This window comes from Candidatus Polarisedimenticolia bacterium, assembly GCA_036001465.1.
Lineage (GTDB): Bacteria > Acidobacteriota > Polarisedimenticolia > Gp22-AA2 > Gp22-AA2 > Gp22-AA3.
In genome coordinates this window covers 17,955-35,412 of sequence record DASYUH010000046.1, presented here as the reverse complement: position 1 = coordinate 35,412, position 17,458 = coordinate 17,955, and the positions used below count along the sequence as shown (strand labels likewise).

Genomic DNA, 17,458 nt, shown 5'->3' with positions numbered 1-17,458 from the left:
CGGGTCGAGAGCTACTCGGCGCGCAGCGCGATCATCGGGTCCACGCGCGTGGCGCGCCGGGCGGGGACGAACGAGGCCGCGAGCGAAACGGCCGCTATCATCGCGGCCACGGCGGCATAGATGAGCGGGTCGAGCGGGCTGACGCCGAACAGGACGCTCTGGATGCCCTCTCCCGCGGCCCCGGCCAGCCCCAGCGTGATCAGCAGCCCGAGCGCCAGGCCGACCCCTGTCAGGACCGAACCCTGGCGCAGCACCATGCGAAGGATGCGCCGGCTGTCGGCGCCCAGGGCCATGCGAACACCCAGCTCCTGGGTGCGCTGGTTCACCGAGAACGACATGACGCCGTAGATCCCCACCCCGGCGATCACCATGGCGACCGCCCCGAAGATCGAGAACATGATGGCGACGACGCGGCCCTGGCTCACGAAGCCCGCGATCTGCCGCTTGGGCGTGTCGACGTAGTAAAGCGGCAGGTCCGGGTCCACCTTGGCGACCTCGCGGCGCAGCGCGTTGGCCAGCGTGTCGGCGCGCAGGCCGCCGCGCGGCCTGACGAGGACGGTGGCGAATTGGGCGGCGGCCGGCCCCGGCTGCGCCGGGCCGCTCGGCTGCGAATAGAACGGCACGTAGAAGCCCGTCTCGTCGACGTTCGGAATATTGAAGGGCGGCATCATCCGCACGGTCCTGACGACGCCGACGATGGTGCGCCACGGGCCGGGCTGCAGCGTGTTGCCGTCCAGGGCGCGGAAGCGCCGGCCCAGCGGGCTCTCGTTGCCGAAGTGCTTGTGCGCGAACGCCGCGTTCACGACGGCCACGGGCAGCTTGTCGTCGAGATCGTCGTCCTGGAACCGGCGCCCCTCGATCAGCGTCTGGCCGAGGACCTCGAAGTAGCCGGACGTGACCTGCTCGAAGTTGGCGTTGGGGCGGTCCTTCTTCTCCTTGTACTCCTTCCCCTCGATCTCGATCGGCCCGCTCCCCGAGAAGACCATCCGGAACTTGTTGGTGAGCGCCACCGCCTCGAACTCCGAGTGGGCCTGCAGCTCGCGCACGAGGCGGTCGAAGAAGGTCTTGCGCAGCTCCTGCGTCGGATAAGCACCGTCCATCAGCCCCATGCGGGCCGACATGAGCCCTTCCGTGTCGTAGCCGTAGTCGATCGTCTGCTGCTTGAGGATCGACTGCATTTGAAGCAGTGACCCGATCAGAAGGACGCAGGTCACTACAACCTGAAGGACCACCAGGCCGCGCATGACCACCCGGGTCCCGCGGCTCGTGCCACCCCGGCCGCCCTCCTTCAGCACCGAGACCACGTTGGCGCGCGAGGCCATCCAGGCGGGCAGGAGCCCCGACACGATCGCGGCCGCGAGCATCGCGACGATGCTGAAGCCCAGCACCGGGCCGTCGATGTCGAAGGTGATCCACGACGGCGGCGGGTTGTCGAAGTTGCGGACCGTCGCGTTCAGCAGGTCGGTGCAGTAATACGCCAGGCCCACGCCGACCGCGGTGCCGACGACCGTGACCAGCAGGCTCTCGGTCAGCATCTGGAAGATCAGGCGGGTCCGGCTGGCGCCGAGCGACGAGCGGATGGCCAGCTCCCTCGCCCGCAGGGTCGCCCGGGCGAACTGCATGTTCATCACGTTGACGCACCCGATCAAAAGCAGGCCCACGCAGAATGCCAGCATCGTGAGGAGCGTGCCGCGCAGGGGCAGCGGCGTGTACGTCTTGAGCAGCGGCTCGACCTTGCCCGTGTTGAACTGCTTGTTGGTCTCCGGATAGGCCTCCGCGAGGCGCCTCGCGAGCGTCGTCGCCTCGGCGTTGGCCTGGTCCAGCGAAACGCCCGGCTTGAGCAGCGCCACCACCCCGGGGTTGACGTTGCGCGGGTTGTTGCGCTCGCGCACCGGGAACTCGCTGTAGAGCGGGATCCACAGCTCCTCGTTGATCGGGAACGCGAAGCCCTTGGGCATCACGCCGACGATCGTCGCCGGCGTCCCGTTGATGCGGAGCCCCTTGCCCACGATGTCCTGCGTCCCGCCGAAGTCGCGCTGCCAGAGGCCGTAACCGATGATGGCGACCTTCTCGGCGCCGGGGGCATTGTCCTCCGCCCTCAGGTCGCGCCCGATACTGGGTGCCACGCCGAGAATCCTGAGGAAGTCGGGTGTCACGTAGGCGCCCGTGTAGCGCCGGGGAGTCCCGTCGATCGTCGCGTTGACGGTCGAGCCGTTGATGTAGGCGGACATGAGCTCGTACGACTTCGCCTGCGGGCGCACCTCTTCGAAGTCCATGGCCGAGATCTGACCGTTCTGGCCGAAGAAGTTCTTGCTGGTCGGATCGATGAAGTTGACGCTGACCAGCCGGGCGGAGTTCGGAAACGAGAACCCGCGCAGCATCACCCCGTTCACCACGCTGAACGTGGTGGTGACGCCGCAGATGCCGAGCGCCAGGACGGCGATGGCCATGGCGCAGAAGCCCTTCTCCCGGAGGAGAACGCGCAGCCCGACGCGGAGATCCTGGACGAAGGTAGTGACCATTTGGATTGCCCGGTGGGATCATACGACCGACGCCGGCACTTCGTTCCCGGAATTTCAGTCGGGAGACAGCAGGACGGACCTCGGGGGATGTGGAGGGCGGAGGCCCCACGAGAGTGGATCGCCGCCGCACCAAGGAGCTAACCGGCTGATTTCAGGGCTGTTGGGGTCTTCGACCACGAGGTTGCGAGTCGATCAGCGTGCCTTGTCCCCCTTGACGATCGGCTTGCCTGCCTTGACCCAACCCTGGATTCCTGACGGCATGATGAAGGTCTCGCGGTAGCCGAGCTCGGCGGCCCTCCGGGCCGAGTGATGGCATTGCGTTCAGAGTTCGTTCATGCAATAGAAGATGAGGGTGGAGTTCTTGTCCGCCGGCAAGACCCCCTCTTTGATGTCGTCGGTGTTCAGGTGCACGGCGCCCGGCACATGGTTCTCGGCGTACACGTCGGGGGGATTGCCATCGTACAGGTGAACATCCGGCTGGGCGAGCCGCCGTTCCACCTGGTTCACGGTGAATCGCCCGAACGGCTCGGGCGAGGGTTTGTCCTTCTTGCCTGCGGCCCGGACCGTCGGGACCAGGGCGAGAGCGAACATGCCAAGGACGACCAGCTGGCGGCTTGGCCGCATGGGAACCTCCTCATGAGCGGAGCCCGGTCGAACCCGGCCCGCCGTGTGTCACCTTAGTATAGACGACACGCCCGACCGGTGCCCCGCCCCGGCCTCCGGGTACACCTTCGTAATCGACCTTGACTTGATCGGTTGCGACACTAGTGTTGGGCATGGGCCCGTGCACCCCGAGGGCGGGCGTCCGCCGTGTGAGGTCGTCCCGTTGACGCACGAGTACCGAGTCGCCAAGAAGGAGCTGACCGCGCACGTGACGATCGCCGGGGAGAAGCCTGCCGTGCTGAGGTTGTTTCTTGCCGGGCGAACGAGGCTTCACGCCGGCGACGAGCGTCCGAGCGATCTGCTGAACGGCCCGGACACGTTTCTCCCGGCCCTCGATCGCAAGGGGAAGCTGCGCCTTCTGCGGCGAGACGCCGTCGTCGTGATCACGGTGCCCGCCGCGGAAGAGCCCGGGGCGGAGCGACCGGGGGCCGACGGCCCCCCTCTCCCGTCACCCCGGCATGCGGAGGTCGAGGTGATTCTGGAGAGCGGCGCCGCGATCCGCGGCACGGTCGAGTACGACATGCCGGAGACGCGCAGCCGGCTGCTCGATTTTCTGAACCGCGAGGATCGGTGCCTGGCGGTGCGGCACGCGGGGCAGGTGTACCTGGTGAACAAGCGGCACATCGCCCGCGTCAACGAGGGCTAGGAGCAGAGACATGGCCCGCATCGACAGGCTCGTCCAGGCGATGTTCCAGTCCTCGGCCGACCGGCTGATCATGGCCTCGGGAGAGCGGCTCGTCCTGGTCGTCGGGAAGGAGCACCGTCCGGTCAGCCCGCAGCCGGTCACGGTGGCGCAGATCCGCGATCTCCTCAAGGAGATCGTGCCGCCGAACCTCGCCGGGGACGTCGAGCAGGACGGCGAGCATGAATTCTGCTACCCGGCCCCCGCGGGCACGGTGACGGTGAAGTTCACCCGCGACGGCGAAGCGCTGAGGCTGGAGGCCGGCCCGTTGCCGATCACGGCCGCTCCCTCCCCCGCCCGGGGACCGGTCATCGAAGGCCGCAAGGCGACGCTGACGATCGAATCCCTGTTCGTCCAGATGGTCCGGGAGCACTGCTCCGACCTTCACCTCACCTCGGGGAATACGCCGCTGTTCCGGAAGCACGGGGAGATCGTCCCGGTCGGGGACATCGTGCCGTTCACCGCCGAGCAGGTGGCCGAGCTGCTCCTCTCGATCACCCCCGCCGAGAAGCGCGCCGAGTTCGAGCGATCGCACGACGTCGACTTTTCCCATGAGATCCCCGGCGTGGCGCGGTTCCGCTGCAACCTCTTCCAGGACCGGCGCGGCATGGGGGGCGTGTTCCGGGTCATTCCGACCGACATCCAGTCCGCCCAGGAGCTCGGCCTCCCCCCGCAGATTCTCGACCTGTGCAATCTGCACAAGGGGCTGGTGGTCGTCACCGGCCCCACCGGCTCGGGGAAATCGACCACGCTGGCGGCGATGATCGACTCGATCAACCGCGACCAGCCCGTGCACATCATCACCATCGAAGACCCGATCGAGTTCGTCCATCCCGTGCGCAAGGCGCTCATCAACCAGCGCGAGGTCGGGACGCATACCTGCGGGTTCAAGACGGCGTTGCGCGCGGCGCTGCGGGAGGATCCCGACATCGTCCTCGTCGGGGAGATGCGCGACCTCGAGACGGTCGCCATCGCCATCGAGACCGCCGAGACGGGTCACCTGGTCTTCGGGACGCTGCACACCAACACGGCCGCCTCCACCGTCGACCGGATCATCGATCAGTTCCCCGCCGACCGGCAGAACCAGATCCGCGCCATGCTCTCGGAGTCGCTGAAGGGAGTCATCGCCCAGACCTTGTGCCGCAGGAAGGGGGGCGGCCGCGTCGCCGCCCTGGAAATCCTTCTGGTATCCCCCGCCGTCAGCAACCTGATCCGCGAGGGGAAGACGTTCCAAATCCCCTCCGTCATGCAGACCGGACGGGGCTCCGGGATGATCACCCTGAGCGACTCGCTGCTCGAGCTCGTGAAGAAGGGCCAGGTCGAGCCGGAGGAAGCCTACGCCAACGCCGTCAACAAGCAGGAGCTGCGCTCGATGCTCGAACGGAGCGGCGTGAAGCTTCAGGCGGCGTGACGGGTTCAACTCCCCCCTGTGGCCCTCGAGAGCACCGCAGGGGGGCCTCGATAGCTTCCCGTCCGGGCTCACGAACTCACATCGAAGGCGTCCACGACGATCCAGGCGCAGCAGCCGGACGGGTTCCACGTGAACGTGACCTTGATGGTCAGCGTGTGAGGACCCGCCGGCAGGCCGCCGACGGAGTACACAACGGCCTGCGCGTGCTCGGTCGGGGCGTACGTATCGACCGTCGCGCTCAGGGTCCCATCGAGGTACACCTGAGCGATCCCATTGAACGGGGCCGTATAGCTGATCCAGCTCACACCCGTTCCTGAAAAAACCAGCGTGGCGGTGCCTGCCGGATCCAACGACTCCTTGATGGAGCCGCCGCTCAAATCATCGCGGGATATGGAGCCCCACATTCCGGTGTAGACAACGGAGGGATCGTCCTCCTCGATGCGTGTCGTCGATGATGGAGGCGGCGTTGGTGTGGGTGTGGGAGTCGGCGTGGGCGTCGGTGTGGGCGTCGGTGTGGGTGTCGGCGTGGGTGTGGGAGTCGGCGTCGGCGTTGGAGCGGGGTTGCTCGTGTCCTGGCAGGTGAAGCCCGGCGGCGGCGTGGTCGAGCCGTTCCCCTTGTGCAGCTGGATGTTGCCACCCGCGATCGGCCCGTCGCCCGACCACGCCCCTGCCCTGTACCCCGTGCTCAGGCCGATGGAGAAGAGGTCGTGGCCCCGTCCCGGCTCGCCGTTGTCGGTCACCTTGATCTCGTAGGTGTACCCGGCGACTCCGTTGATCGTGCAGGTGCCCTGGATGTAACGGGTGTTCGCATCGACGTAAAAATATCCGGTGACACCCGTCCCGTGGACCTTCATCGGCGGGGTCGTGCCGTGGTCGTTGTACTCGAGATGGCCCCAGAAGGCGCCGTTCTTCACCCCGCCCGCTACTCCGAAGTTCGCGTGGGCACCGTTGTGAATGATGTACCCTCCGCCGGTCAGGAAATCACACGGGACCTCGTTCGTGGTCCAGGCGCCCGCGGGGATGGCGATCACAACGAGGAGCGCTGCGAGGAGGATGGGAAGCTGATGGTGTTTCATGGTTTCCTCAAGGGGTCGCGGCGATCGCGGACGCGACGACCACGTCGGCGACGCCGGTGACGATCACGTGCAGCGCGTTGACCACCGCACCGCCCGCGCCCGTCTGCTGCTCGTTGAGGACGACCGTGCCCCCGACGATCGGGAGGGTCTGGTTCGGGGCGCCGGTCACCGGGATCCTGACTCCGTTGATCGACAGGCCGTCGATGTCCGAGCTGCCGGATCCGCCGGCGCCGGTCACCGCGCGCGCCCGAGCCATGATGAAATCGGCCGAGATGGTGTTCCCGCCCACGGACAGGCCCAGACTCGCCAGCGACGCCTCCGAAGATGCCTCGCCCGGGAGGCCGATGACCGTCGCGTGCAGCGAGTCCCCGGACATCAGGGACGGAACGGTGCCCGCGACCGACGACGCCTCCAGCGCGCCGGCCGACCCGGGCGGCAGGGCGCCGGTGCCGGCGAGCACCGTCGTCGTTCCGGGCAGGGTGATCCCCAGCACGGTCGCCCCGGGCACGGTCGCCTGCGCCGCCTTCGCCTGGCTGGCGGTCTGGGCGGCGACCGTCGACGGGGCGCCCAGAAGACCGGCCGCCAGCAGGGCGAGAGTGACGAACCCGCGACAGGCCTTCAATCCGTGACTCATGTCCACCTCCCGAGTCGTGCAGTCCATAGAGCCTCCTTTTGCCGCGACCAATTTACGGGGGCCGCGGCCTCCCGGCCATCAGGTGGACGTCCGGTTTTCCATGGGAACTGTTCCCGGGAAGGCCTCCGGCAAAACCCTGAGCGGAGCGAGGCCGGGTCGTGCCCCGCACGCCGTGTCGAGTCCGAGGTTGACGGAACAGCCCTCACCGGACCTAATATCTGGGCTTGAAGGTTCCAGGAGGCCCCGCATGCAAGATCCACCGGCAGCAACTCTCCTCAACGCAGCCGACACGGCATGGATGCTGGTCGCGACGGCGCTCGTGCTTCTGATGACGCCGGCTCTCGCCTTCTTCTACGGAGGGCTGGTGCGCTCGAAGAACGCGTTGAACACGATGATGATGAGCCTCGCCTCCCTCGGCGCGGTGGGCATCGCCTGGGTCGTCGCCGGCTACAGCCTGGCCTTCGCCCCGGGGAATGACTGGATCGGCGGCGGCGCCCATCTGTTCCTTAACGGCGTGGGCCTCGAGCCGAAGGGGTCGATCCCCCACCTCCTCTTCATGGCGTACCAGGGAACGTTCGCGATCATCACCGCGGCGCTGATCTCGGGGGCCATCGTCGAGCGGATGCGCTTCGGCCCGTATCTCGCGTTCATCACGCTGTGGGCCCTGATCGTCTACGCGCCGGTCGCTCACTGGGTCTGGGGAGGCGGCTGGCTGGCGCGGCTGGGGGCGCTCGACTTCGCCGGCGGGACCGTGGTGCACGTCAACGCCGGCGTGGGGGCGCTGCTGGCGGCCGTCCTTCTGGGACCGCGCAAGGATTATGGGCGCCAGGCGCTCCTGCCCCACAGCGTGCCGTTCGTGCTCCTGGGAGCGTCGCTGCTCTGGTTCGGCTGGTTCGGCTTCAACGGTGGGAGCGCCCTCGGCGCGAACGTCTCGGCCGCCCTCGCCTTCGTGAACACCCTGGTCGCGCCCATGGGCACGCTCGTCGTGTGGATGCTCCTCGACCTGGCGCGGACCGGCAAGGCGACCGCGGTGGGCGCCGCGACCGGCATCGTGGTCGGTCTCGTGGCGATCACTCCGGGCGCCGGGTTCGTCTCTCCCATGAGCGCGGTCGGGATTGGAGCCATCGCCGCGATTCCGAGCTATTACGCCATCCAATGGCGCTCCAGGACGCGGCTCGATGATTCGCTCGACGTCCTCTCGGCCCACGGCGTCGGCGGTGCCTTCGGGGCGTTGCTCACGGGCGTCTTCGCTGCGCGCGTGTGGGGTGGAACGGACGGGCTCCTGTCGGGACAACCCGCGCAGCTCGCGCGGCAGGCGGCGGCCGTGCTCGCGACGGCGATCTACAGCGCGGCCGGCACGTACATTCTCTTGAAAGTGGTCGGACTCATGGCGAGGATGCGCGCCGGCAGGAGGGAGGAAGGCGTGGGCATGGACGTGCCCCAGCACGGGGAGGAGGCCTATACGAGCGGCGAGGGCGCGATCCTGGTCATGACCGACCGCGCGCCGGCGGTCTCCCTCGCGCAGGAGGGTCCGCCATGAAACTGATCGTCGCGATCGTGCGCCCCGAGAAGCTGAACGACGTTCTGGAGGCCCTGTACAAGGAGGAGGTCCGGGGGCTGACGATCACACCGGCCCGCGGTCACGGGGGGGAGCTCGAGAGCGTGGAGACCTACCGCGGGATGACCGTGAAGATGGACCTTGTCGACAAGATCCGCCTGGACATCGGCGTCTCGGAGCCGTTCGTGGAGAGAACGGTGCAGGCGATCATGAGGTCGGGCCGGACCGGCGAGGTCGGCGACGGCAAGATCTTCGTGCTCCCGGTGCAGAAGGTCTATCGCATCAGGACGGGCGAAGAGGACGTCGAGGCCGTGACTCCCCTGGTCTGATACGAGAAGGCGCACGCCGGGCGCGAAGCCCGGCGTGCGCGATCGGATCGCCGGATCAGAACCGGATGCCCGCTCCCAGCACCGCCTCGTTGTCGTCGGCGATGACGACCTTCATCTGGCCGTACGGACGGACTTCACCCTTCGTCGCTCCCACACCGACCACCAGGTTCATCCCCGCGTCCGTGTCGTCGCGGCCGGGCGCATTCCTGTCCCTGAGGATCATCGTCGGGCCGGCACCTGCCCAGATCGTGTAGGGCTCGCCGGTGGGAAAGTCGTAGTGAAAGTCGAAGCTGACGGCGGTCACGTCTCCCGCATCCAGAAAGGCGTGCTCGACGTTGGGATTGCCGAACCAGTGCTGCGTGGGCCCGATGCCGAACAGCGCCTCGGCTCCGAGGAACGGCTCCTCGGCGTCGGTGTAGGCGCCGCCCCGGACGCCGAAGTCGGGTCGCGCCAGGCTCGGGGAGATCGACAGGGAGCCGGCGAGGACGCATGCGCTGACGAACAGAACCGCTCGTACGACAGAGTGCCTGCGAATCGTGATCATCCTTTCCTCCTTGCGGCGCTCACACGCTTCGCCGCTCGATGGACCCACGGTTCTTGAAGTGGCGGAAGAATCGGTCGGATCAGCCGCGAACCCTGATGTCGTTCACGACTTCCGTGACGCTGCCGACATCCCTGGCGACCATCACGGCGAGCTGGCGCTCCGCCTCGGTGCCGACTTCACCTCTCAGCGTCACAACACCCCGGTCCGTGTCGACGTTGATCTCCGTCGCCGCGACGCCGGGCTTGAGCGCGAGCGCGATCTTCACGGATGCGGTGATCGTGGCGTCCTGGATCGCGTCACCCGCCGTTCGGGGGTTTTCGGATGGCTGGGCCGTTCGTGCGCAGCCCAGGGCCAGCATGGCGGTGATTGGCAGTACCACGAACAAGCGTCCCCAATGGCGATTCATCGATACCTCCTTTCGATGCATCTCAATCGGGCCCGCAGGTCTAATGAGCAAGCACGATGCCAATTACCCGCCGACGGCCATAAGCTCTGTGTCCGGAGCATTTGTGGGAGGGTCGAGGGGAACGGACCCGCCCGAGAAGGCGCAGATCGCGTCCCCTTGGGGGGACAAGATCCATCCTCGCTGCGAAGGGCCTCGTGTTTCTAACCGCTGAGGCTCGCCCCCTGACGAATGAGCTCGGCCCGCACAGTGTCAGGAGGCACCACGCGCGGCAACGACCCCGTCTTGACCGCCTGGGCCGCGCACACACCGGCGGCCTGCCCGAGCGCCATGGCGACCGGCATGACACGATAGGAAGAATGCGCCTCATGGGTCCCTGAAATGCACCGGCCCGCCACGACCAGGCCGTCCACTCCTTGAGGCAGAAGACACCGCAGCGGAATCTCGTACCAATCTCCGGGGGGCAGACGCTTGAGGACCGTCCCCGTCCCCTCGGGATCATGGATATCGATCGGATAGGCGCTGCGCGCGATCGCGTCGGGGAACTTGCGGGCCTCCAGGATGTCTTTCTCGTTGAGCTGGTACTCCCCCGAAATCCTTCGTGTTTCCCGCACACCGACATGCATCCCGCTCTGGGTCACGTAGGACTGGTCGAAGCCCGGCACGTAGCGGCGCAGGAAGGCGGCGATCTGACTCATCTGCCGGCGCGTCTCCCATTCCGCGTAGGAAAGGTCCCACACATCGACACCGAGCACGCGGGTGATCCGGGTGCTGTTCATGCTCACTTCCCGTTCGTGGGGCGTCGCGAAGAACAGCACGTTGTCCCTGGGAAGCGCGAGGTCCCCCGCCGCCGTCGCCTTCCGGACGAGGTCCCACAGCCCATGCACCCCGCGCCATTGGTCGGGGTGTTCCTTGACGTAACCCGCGAACGCCGACCGATCGAATTCAGCGATCCGGAACATGAGGGTCATGGGTTGGACCAGCCGATCCGACTCACGGCCGACTTCGAAAGGTGCGCCGGCCCGGGCCGCCACGTCGCCGTCCCCCGTCGCATCGATCACGACCCTCGCATGGATGACCACCGGGCCCGACTTGGTCTCGAACACGACACCCCGGATCGTGTGATGCTCGACGAGGGCATCGCTCGCGAACGCATGGAACAGGAAATCGACTCCCGCTTCGTCCAGGAGCTCCAAGGCGACCCGTTTGAACGTCTCGGGATCGAAGGGGACGGTGTATCCCGTCTTCAGCGAGGGCTCGATCGCCCCTCCCGCGCTGACCATGCGCTCCAGCAGCACCTGCAACGCCCCCGCGATCAACGGATTCCCCCGCCCGTGATCGGTCGGGAACAGGGCGACCGAGCCTTCCTTTTCGGGACGGTGATGTTGCGTGTGAAAGGACATCAGCGGCATGACCAGCGCGGCCGTCGCGTTCCCACCCAGGAACCCGTACCGTTCGGCCAGGATCACCCGGGCACCGGCCGCCGCCGCGCCGAGCGCGGCGCCGAGACCCGACGGACCCCCGCCGACCACCAGGACGTCCGTCCGCGCCGCCACCTGGGCGCGGCGGGGCGGCAGGTCGATCAGGGTCGCGTGCTCCGGTCGCCGGAGGGCGGGCATCGCCGCGTTACGACTCGCCCTGCCTGGGGCGCAGCGACTTGAGGAGCTCGCAGAGGATCTGATTGGTTCGCCTGGCTCGTTCCTGGAGTGGAGGGATTTTCTCCTCGAGATTCTTGACGATCTTCTTGCGCGTATCCCAGGATCGATCCAGGAACGCACAGAGCTTCCCCACGTTCAGCTGGCCGATCGACGGCATCGGCATGTCGACATCGGCGAGAAAGCCCGAGACCTTCGACGCATAAGGAAGCGGGACGAACGGGATCTTCTGGATCCCGGAGAAAATCAGGAAGTGAAGACGCATGCCGACGCTGAAGGACATGTGCCCCACCAGCCCCAGGACCTGCGCCGACGTGTAGTCCCCCTTCAGGACGCTCGCCCGCTGGGCGTTGGCCATCTTCGAGATGACCGCGTGAGAATGCTGGGGATCGCGGCTCTCACCGCGTTCCATGGGGACGAATAGAATCTGCGCGTCGAACCGCTCGACCATGAAGTCGGCGGCGTTGGCAAGAATGGCGTGGTACTGCTCGACGTCCAGCTGCGGCGCGGCCGGGCCGGGCTCGCGAACGGAAAACCCGACCAGGGGCACGTCCGGATCCACCCCTTCCTTCTTGAGCATCTCCTTGGTGAACGGCTGCGGCTTCAAGAGCAGGGCCGGATCCGCGGTCACCTCGATGTCCTGGTTCACCCCCAGGTCATGCAGCGTCCTCTTCGCTTCCCCCTCGCGCACGGTGATGACGTCCACCCGGTTCAGCGTTTCCACGACCAGCTTCTTCGATTCCGGCGTCTGGAGCGGCCCCACGCTGATCGCATACACCATGACCGGGATGCCCAGGTCCTTGGTCCAGTTGACATCCCGCAGATACTCTTCGACACGACCGTCGAAGAGGAGCCCCCCGCCCCCCAGGATGAGGAGGTCGAGCTTCTTCAGCTCGTCCAGGACCTCATCCTTGTGGATCTCGCGAATCGCGACGGGATGAACCTTGTGCCGTTGCTCGGTGTCCGCCGGGTTCTTCGAGAACACGACGATCTCCACCTCCAGCCCGGACGCCTGAATCTCCTTCAGGATGGCCTCGAGGATCGCCTCGTCGCCGAGGTTCATGCCTCCATACGATCCGGATATCGCGATCCGATATTTCATGGGCGGGGGCTCCGAGCAGAACACGGCACGGCTGTCAGATTGTGGTCCATGGAATTCTATACCCCCGGGCTGCCCGAGGACAGGGATTCGCCCGGTCTCCCACCCGGATTCCTTGCTTGATGAAGAGCTTACGCCTGGCCGCCTCGCCGGGCCTTTCCCCCGGGGCCATGCGCCGCGCGCACCATTTCAGGGCTTCCGTTTTACAGGGGGGTCGACTTCGTCGAATTACCAAAGCGGTCATTGCGGAAGGATAGGGTTCATCGTATCGTTCCGGTCCCCGGTCCGCTGATCGACGGCCCCGGAAAGCCGATCGGTCGCCAGGGAGAAAGTGCTGTGCGCCGCCTCGGACTGCCCCTCGCAACCTTCCTGACCCTTGTCTTGAGCGTTTCCGCCCGGGAGAAGTCCCCGGGGGGAGGTTCCTCCGGCAGGGAACGTCTCCCCTTCCCGGGAGCCACCCTCTCCGCCGGTTCGATCCCCGAAGGGAACTCTGAGGGAGGGCACGGTACGGCCAACGCGACCCCCGGCGCGGACCGACGGTTCCGGCGGCTGCAGGAGAGGGGATTCTGGGCCCGCACCGACACAGGGCTCCTGGTGCGCGGCGATGAGCGGGGCGTGGAGATTTCGGCCCCGTCTCGCTCCGGCGTCCCATGGAAGGTGGGAATTGGCCTGACCGGTTTCGGGCAAGTCGGGCGGCTCGCGGTCGTCCGGCCGGGAAGACCCGGCGTCCACGGGGATGGGCTGGAAATCAGCCGACCCGGGCTGATGGAGTGGTACCGGGCCGGTAATGCGGGCATCGAGCAGGGACTCCGGCTCGAGCGCGCTCCGGAAGCCGGGACCCGGCGCGGTCCGGTGACGCTCGAGATGACCCTCGCCGGCGGACTGAGCGCCGCAGCGGGCGAGGACGGCACCTCGGTCCTGTTCCACGATGTCTTCGGCCGGGCGGTGCTGGAGTCCTCCCGGCTGCGGAGCACCGACGCCATGGGGAGGGACATCCCGACGGAGTTCGTCCCGGGGGACGGCGTGATCCAGCTTCGGATCGACGACACCGGCGCCGTCTACCCGATCCAGGTCGACTCGATGCTGATCGCTCCCGCCGGATCCCTTGCGGGGGAGACCGCGGGTGATGGCTTCGGCGGGAGCGTGGCCGCGGCGGGAGACGTCAACGGAGACGGGTACGGCGACGTGATCGTGGCAGCGCCCAGGCACGACAACGGGGACTTCCGCTTCGGCCGAGCGTACCTCTTTACCGGCTCCGCGGAGGGGATCGGAGACGTCCCGTCGTGGATGGTGGAGGGGAGCGAGCCGGGCTACGGCTTCGCCGTGGCGGTGGCAGGAGCCGGCGATCTGAATGGCGACGGGTTCGGGGACGTGGTGGTTTCGGGAGTCGGCCGGGCCCTTGTCTATTTCGGCTCGACCGTCGGCCTCTCCCTGGCTCCGGACTGGATCTCGCCGGTGACGGAGGTGTCGACGGGATTCGGGGTCGCGGTCGCCGGGGCCGGCGATGTGAACAGCGACGGTTTCTCGGATCTCCTCGTCGGGGCGCCACAGGGTTGGGTGGGCGGCGGTGTTCCCGGGAGAGCCGAGTTGTATCTCGGCTCCGCCTCGGGGCCCGGGGCGTCCCCGGCATGGACCTCCGAGGGGGACCAGCCCGGGGCCGCGTTCGGCTATGCGGTGGCTGCGGCGGGGGACGTGAACGGTGATGGCTACGGCGACGTGATCATCGGTGAGCCCGGATACGATTACCCCGAGCCGATCGACCGGCCCAACGCCGGCAAGGTTCTGGTCTACCTCGGGTCATCCTTGGGGCTCGCCGCCGCTCCGGCGTGGGAATCGGGCCTGGTCAACCGGTTCGCGTTTCTCGGCGCCAGCGTCTCCGGCGCCGGCGACGTGAACGGCGACGGCTACGATGACATTCTCATGGGGGGCTTCAACGGCTTCGGAGGCGAGCAGGGGATCGCCCGGGTCTACCTCGGATCCCCCTCAGGGCCTGGCGGCTCGCCCGCCTGGACCCGGACCGGCGACCATCTGCTTGCCCACCTGGGAACCGCGGTGGCGGGGGCCGGGGACTTGAACGGTGATGGCTACGGCGACGTGATCATCGGCGAGCCCGACTACGACCGGGCCTTCAACGAGGAGTCGGTGGGTCGGGCTTATGTCTTCCGGGGCTCGGCCGCAGGGCTCGAGGTCGATCCTTCATGGTTCGCCGAGGGGGACGCCCCTTTCGATTTGCTCGGCAACGCGGTCGGTTCGGCGGGGGACGTGAACGGTGACCGGACCGGAGATCTCCTTGTGGGCGCCCCAAGCGACGGCCGGGGGACGGGTCGGGTCTTTCTCTACGCGGGCGCTCCGGACAACCGGCCGCCGGAGGCGCGGATCACGGCGCCGGCGCAGGTGGAATGCACCTCACCGGCCGGGGCGGTGGTGAACCTGAGCGGTTCGGCCTCGTCCGATCCCGATTCCACTCCAGGGACCCGGGACGATATCCAACGCTTCGAGTGGTTCGAGCATTACGGAGGGCCGGCCCAGGTCCTCCTGGGGAGCGGAGAGTCCCTCTCCGGGACGCTCTCCCTGGGGGACCACCTCCTCACGCTCCGGGCGACCGATTTCTCGGGCGCGACCGGGACCGCCGAAGCGCTCATCAAGGTGGCCGACACAACTCCCCCGCATCTCACCCTCACGCTGTCGCCGTCCACCCTCTGGCCGCCCACTCACCGGATGGTCCCGATCCACGCCACGGTGGGGGTGTCCGACGCCTGCGGCTCCGCCGGCGCCACCCTGATCTCCGTTCTCAGCGACGAGCCGGACGACGCCCCCGGCTCTGTCGACGGCAGCACCCTCATGGACATCCAGGAGGCTTCACCGGGAACCCCGGACTTCGACTTCAAGGTTCGTGCGGAGCGATCGGAGACGGGGGATGGCCGGGTCTACATGGTGACGTACCGGGCGGTCGACGCGGCCGGCAATCCCTCCACGAACGCGGCCTTCGTCAACGTTCCTTACTCCCTCAAGGAGCTCGGCGGCGCCACCGGGCCGCCGAAGCCGAAGGACAAGGAAATTCGACTGTTCCTCCCGTTCCGGCGGGTGCGCTGACCGGGGCGGCGTGGAGATCCTGGCGACGGTGGTCGGCGCGACCTAATCCGGCACGCCTGGTAGACCGCCGCTGTCGTCAGCGGCCGCGGGAGTCCGACCCTGGACCACGATCTCCTCGTCCAGGGCCTGGCGGTATTCCTCCTCGGTCAGGGCCTCCACGGAACGCAGCTTCGCGAGCAGGGCGTCCACGAGCTGCCGCAGGCCGGGCCCGGGCGTGCCGTGCGCAAAGGAGCTCTGGTACTTCACGGGCGCGGGGATCAGCGAAACCAGGAACGCCATCTGGGCCGGCGTCAACTCTTGAGGCTCCCGGCCGAAGTAGGTGCGGGCTGCGGGCCGGAGTCCGAAGAGACCCGGGCCCCACTCGATGACGTTCAGGTAGATCTCCAGGATCCGGTTCTTGCCGAGGGCCGACTCGAGAAGGAGCGTGAGGGACAGCTCCTGGAGCTTCCGTCCGAGGCGCTTCTCGTTGGACAGGAACAGATTCTTGGCGAGCTGCTGCGTGATCGTCGACGCGCCGCGCGCGGCGCCCCCCCTGACCCAGTCGGTCAGGAGCGCCGCGGGCACCTCCCTGAGATCGATGCCGGGATGGCCGTAGAAGCCTGCATCCTCTCCCAGAAGGAGCGTGCGCAGAAAGAGCGGCGGCACCTCGGAGAGCGGGATGAAGTCGGGGGACGCCGGCGAAACGTCGATCGCCCGGCTGGCGCCCGAGCCCAGGCCTACCTCGTGGACGAAGCCTCCGCGAAGCCTCTCGATGGCGGACGGGAGGCGCCGCGGCGGCGTGAAGTCGAGCCGCTGTGTCACCACGAAGGAAGCCGGATCGGAGATCCGCCCCTGCGCGCGGGCGGCGAGCGAGGCGGAGCCCAGGTCGTCGCCGTGCCCGGCCGCCGACGGCGGGCCGAGTTTCCCCGGGGCCTCGAGACCCGAGGTGCGCAACAGGCGCGCGAAGTCCACGCGCTCCACGTCGAGCGACAGGTCCACGCTCGGGTCGGTGTCGAGTTCGCGAACGACGAGCGTGCCGGAGAGCGCGGCCCCGTCGATCGTGGCGCTCCAGCGGGGGATCTCCAGGGCGCCATCCGCCCGTCTCCAGGAGCCGGCCACCTGCATGTCCAGCTCCGTCGGCTCGCCGAGCGCCTGGCGCTCCGATCCGTCCCCCGCGAGCGCCGGAAGGCGTGCGGAGCGCGCGGCCATTTTCAGATCGAAGCGGGCGACCCCGCCCGATGTCCTGAGAGTCATCGAGCCGCGAATCGTCCCTCCGTCGAGCAGCGGCCGGTTGAGCCGCCGCACGTCGAGGAGGCGGCCCATCGGCAGGTCCCGCGCCTCGAGCGCCCACGTGCTCTCTTCGGGGTCGGCGGTCCGGGTCAGGACCAGCCCGGCCTGGGGCTGCCCCAGCGTGACGCGCAAGTCGTCGCGGGCGAAGCCGACGATGTCCCACGTCGTCGATTCCGCCGCAACCGTCAGCCCGGCCGGCCCGTCGAGAATCGCGTGTGTCACGATGAGCCGCGTCCGACCGGGCCACCAGGCCTCGACCGAGTCGGCGCCGAGGCGCCACCTGCCTGCCTTCTCGAGAGCGACCCCGGTCAGCCGGATCGGGGGCCAGAGGCCGATCCGCACGGCGTCGATCCGGGCGACGAGGCCTCGCCGCGCGGCCTCCGCCTCGATCCGCGTGCGAGCGGCTCGCTCCAAAAAGGGCCGGACCGCGAGCGCTCCGAGGCCCAGCGCCAGCGCGGCCGCCGCGGCCGCGAGCAGCCAGCGGCGTCGGGAGCGAACCGTGTGCATGATCCAAGGATGC

14 protein-coding genes are annotated in these 17,458 nt (G+C 68.0%); 5 read left to right on the top strand and 9 right to left on the bottom strand.

What is annotated here, in order from left to right; translation table 11 throughout:
• Nucleotides 1-11: 11 nt before the first annotated feature.
• Nucleotides 12-2,522: an ABC transporter permease gene (locus VGV60_09600; protein HEV8701509.1), complete on the bottom strand. Its 2,511-nt coding sequence runs from the start codon at nucleotides 2,520-2,522 to the stop codon at nucleotides 12-14.
• A 321-nt stretch (nucleotides 2,523-2,843) separates the two neighbouring features.
• Complete coding sequence (locus VGV60_09595; GenBank protein ID HEV8701508.1) at nucleotides 2,844-3,146, bottom strand: rhodanese-like domain-containing protein; 303 nt, start codon at nucleotides 3,144-3,146, stop codon at nucleotides 2,844-2,846.
• Nucleotides 3,147-3,348: 202 nt separating this feature from the next.
• Here VGV60_09595 and VGV60_09590 point away from each other — a divergent pair, with 202 nt between their 5' ends.
• A complete protein-coding gene (locus VGV60_09590; protein ID HEV8701507.1) occupies nucleotides 3,349-3,831 on the top strand; it encodes a hypothetical protein in 483 nt (160 codons plus the stop codon).
• Nucleotides 3,832-3,841: 10 nt separating this feature from the next.
• Nucleotides 3,842-5,278 carry a type IV pilus twitching motility protein PilT gene (locus VGV60_09585; GenBank protein HEV8701506.1) on the top strand — a complete coding sequence of 479 codons (1,437 nt, stop codon included), beginning with the start codon at nucleotides 3,842-3,844 and terminating at the stop codon, nucleotides 5,276-5,278.
• Nucleotides 5,279-5,346: 68 nt separating this feature from the next.
• On the opposite strand, the gene VGV60_09580 is transcribed toward VGV60_09585, so the two are convergent.
• Both VGV60_09580 and VGV60_09575 read right to left on the bottom strand, forming a co-directional pair.
• Nucleotides 5,347-6,354 carry a post-COAP-1 domain-containing protein gene (locus VGV60_09580; GenBank protein HEV8701505.1) on the bottom strand — a complete coding sequence of 336 codons (1,008 nt, stop codon included), beginning with the start codon at nucleotides 6,352-6,354 and terminating at the stop codon, nucleotides 5,347-5,349.
• A gap of 7 nt (nucleotides 6,355-6,361) precedes the next feature.
• Nucleotides 6,362-6,988, bottom strand: coding sequence for a choice-of-anchor P family protein (locus tag VGV60_09575; GenBank protein ID HEV8701504.1), 627 nt, complete (start codon nucleotides 6,986-6,988; stop codon nucleotides 6,362-6,364).
• Between the two features lie 247 nt (nucleotides 6,989-7,235).
• Between VGV60_09575 and VGV60_09570 the strand changes: the two genes are divergently transcribed.
• Together VGV60_09570 and VGV60_09565 are read left to right on the top strand one after the other, a co-directional pair.
• Entirely contained in the window at nucleotides 7,236-8,528 is a 1,293-nt protein-coding gene (locus VGV60_09570) for an ammonium transporter (protein HEV8701503.1), read from the top strand.
• Nucleotides 8,525-8,875 (top strand): P-II family nitrogen regulator, encoded by a 351-nt coding sequence (locus tag VGV60_09565; GenBank protein ID HEV8701502.1) that lies wholly within the window; start codon nucleotides 8,525-8,527, stop codon nucleotides 8,873-8,875. Before VGV60_09570 ends, VGV60_09565 begins: the two co-directional genes overlap by 4 nt.
• 55 nt (nucleotides 8,876-8,930) lie before the next feature.
• Here VGV60_09565 and VGV60_09560 read toward each other — a convergent pair whose 3' ends face one another.
• The 4 genes from VGV60_09560 to VGV60_09545 all read right to left on the bottom strand — a co-directional run bounded on the left by VGV60_09560 (nucleotide 8,931) and on the right by VGV60_09545 (nucleotide 12,579).
• A complete protein-coding gene (locus VGV60_09560) occupies nucleotides 8,931-9,419 on the bottom strand; it encodes a hypothetical protein (GenBank protein ID HEV8701501.1) in 489 nt (162 codons plus the stop codon).
• 79 nt (nucleotides 9,420-9,498) lie between these two features.
• Nucleotides 9,499-9,825, bottom strand: a complete 327-nt coding sequence (locus tag VGV60_09555; GenBank protein HEV8701500.1) for a BON domain-containing protein — start codon at nucleotides 9,823-9,825, stop codon at nucleotides 9,499-9,501.
• Nucleotides 9,826-10,025: 200 nt separating this feature from the next.
• The gene (locus tag VGV60_09550; protein HEV8701499.1) at nucleotides 10,026-11,441 is read right to left on the bottom strand and encodes an FAD-dependent oxidoreductase; all 1,416 of its coding nucleotides are present in this window, start codon (nucleotides 11,439-11,441) and stop codon (nucleotides 10,026-10,028) included.
• A gap of 7 nt (nucleotides 11,442-11,448) precedes the next feature.
• A complete protein-coding gene (locus tag VGV60_09545; GenBank protein ID HEV8701498.1) occupies nucleotides 11,449-12,579 on the bottom strand; it encodes a polysaccharide pyruvyl transferase family protein in 1,131 nt (376 codons plus the stop codon).
• Between the two features lie 333 nt (nucleotides 12,580-12,912).
• Here VGV60_09545 and VGV60_09540 point away from each other — a divergent pair, with 333 nt between their 5' ends.
• On the top strand, nucleotides 12,913-15,669 hold the full coding sequence (locus VGV60_09540; protein HEV8701497.1) for a hypothetical protein: 2,757 nt from the start codon (nucleotides 12,913-12,915) through the stop codon (nucleotides 15,667-15,669).
• Between the two features lie 42 nt (nucleotides 15,670-15,711).
• Here VGV60_09540 and VGV60_09535 read toward each other — a convergent pair whose 3' ends face one another.
• Nucleotides 15,712-17,445, bottom strand: a complete 1,734-nt coding sequence (locus VGV60_09535; protein ID HEV8701496.1) for a transglycosylase domain-containing protein — start codon at nucleotides 17,443-17,445, stop codon at nucleotides 15,712-15,714.
• Nucleotides 17,446-17,458 lie beyond the last annotated feature (13 nt).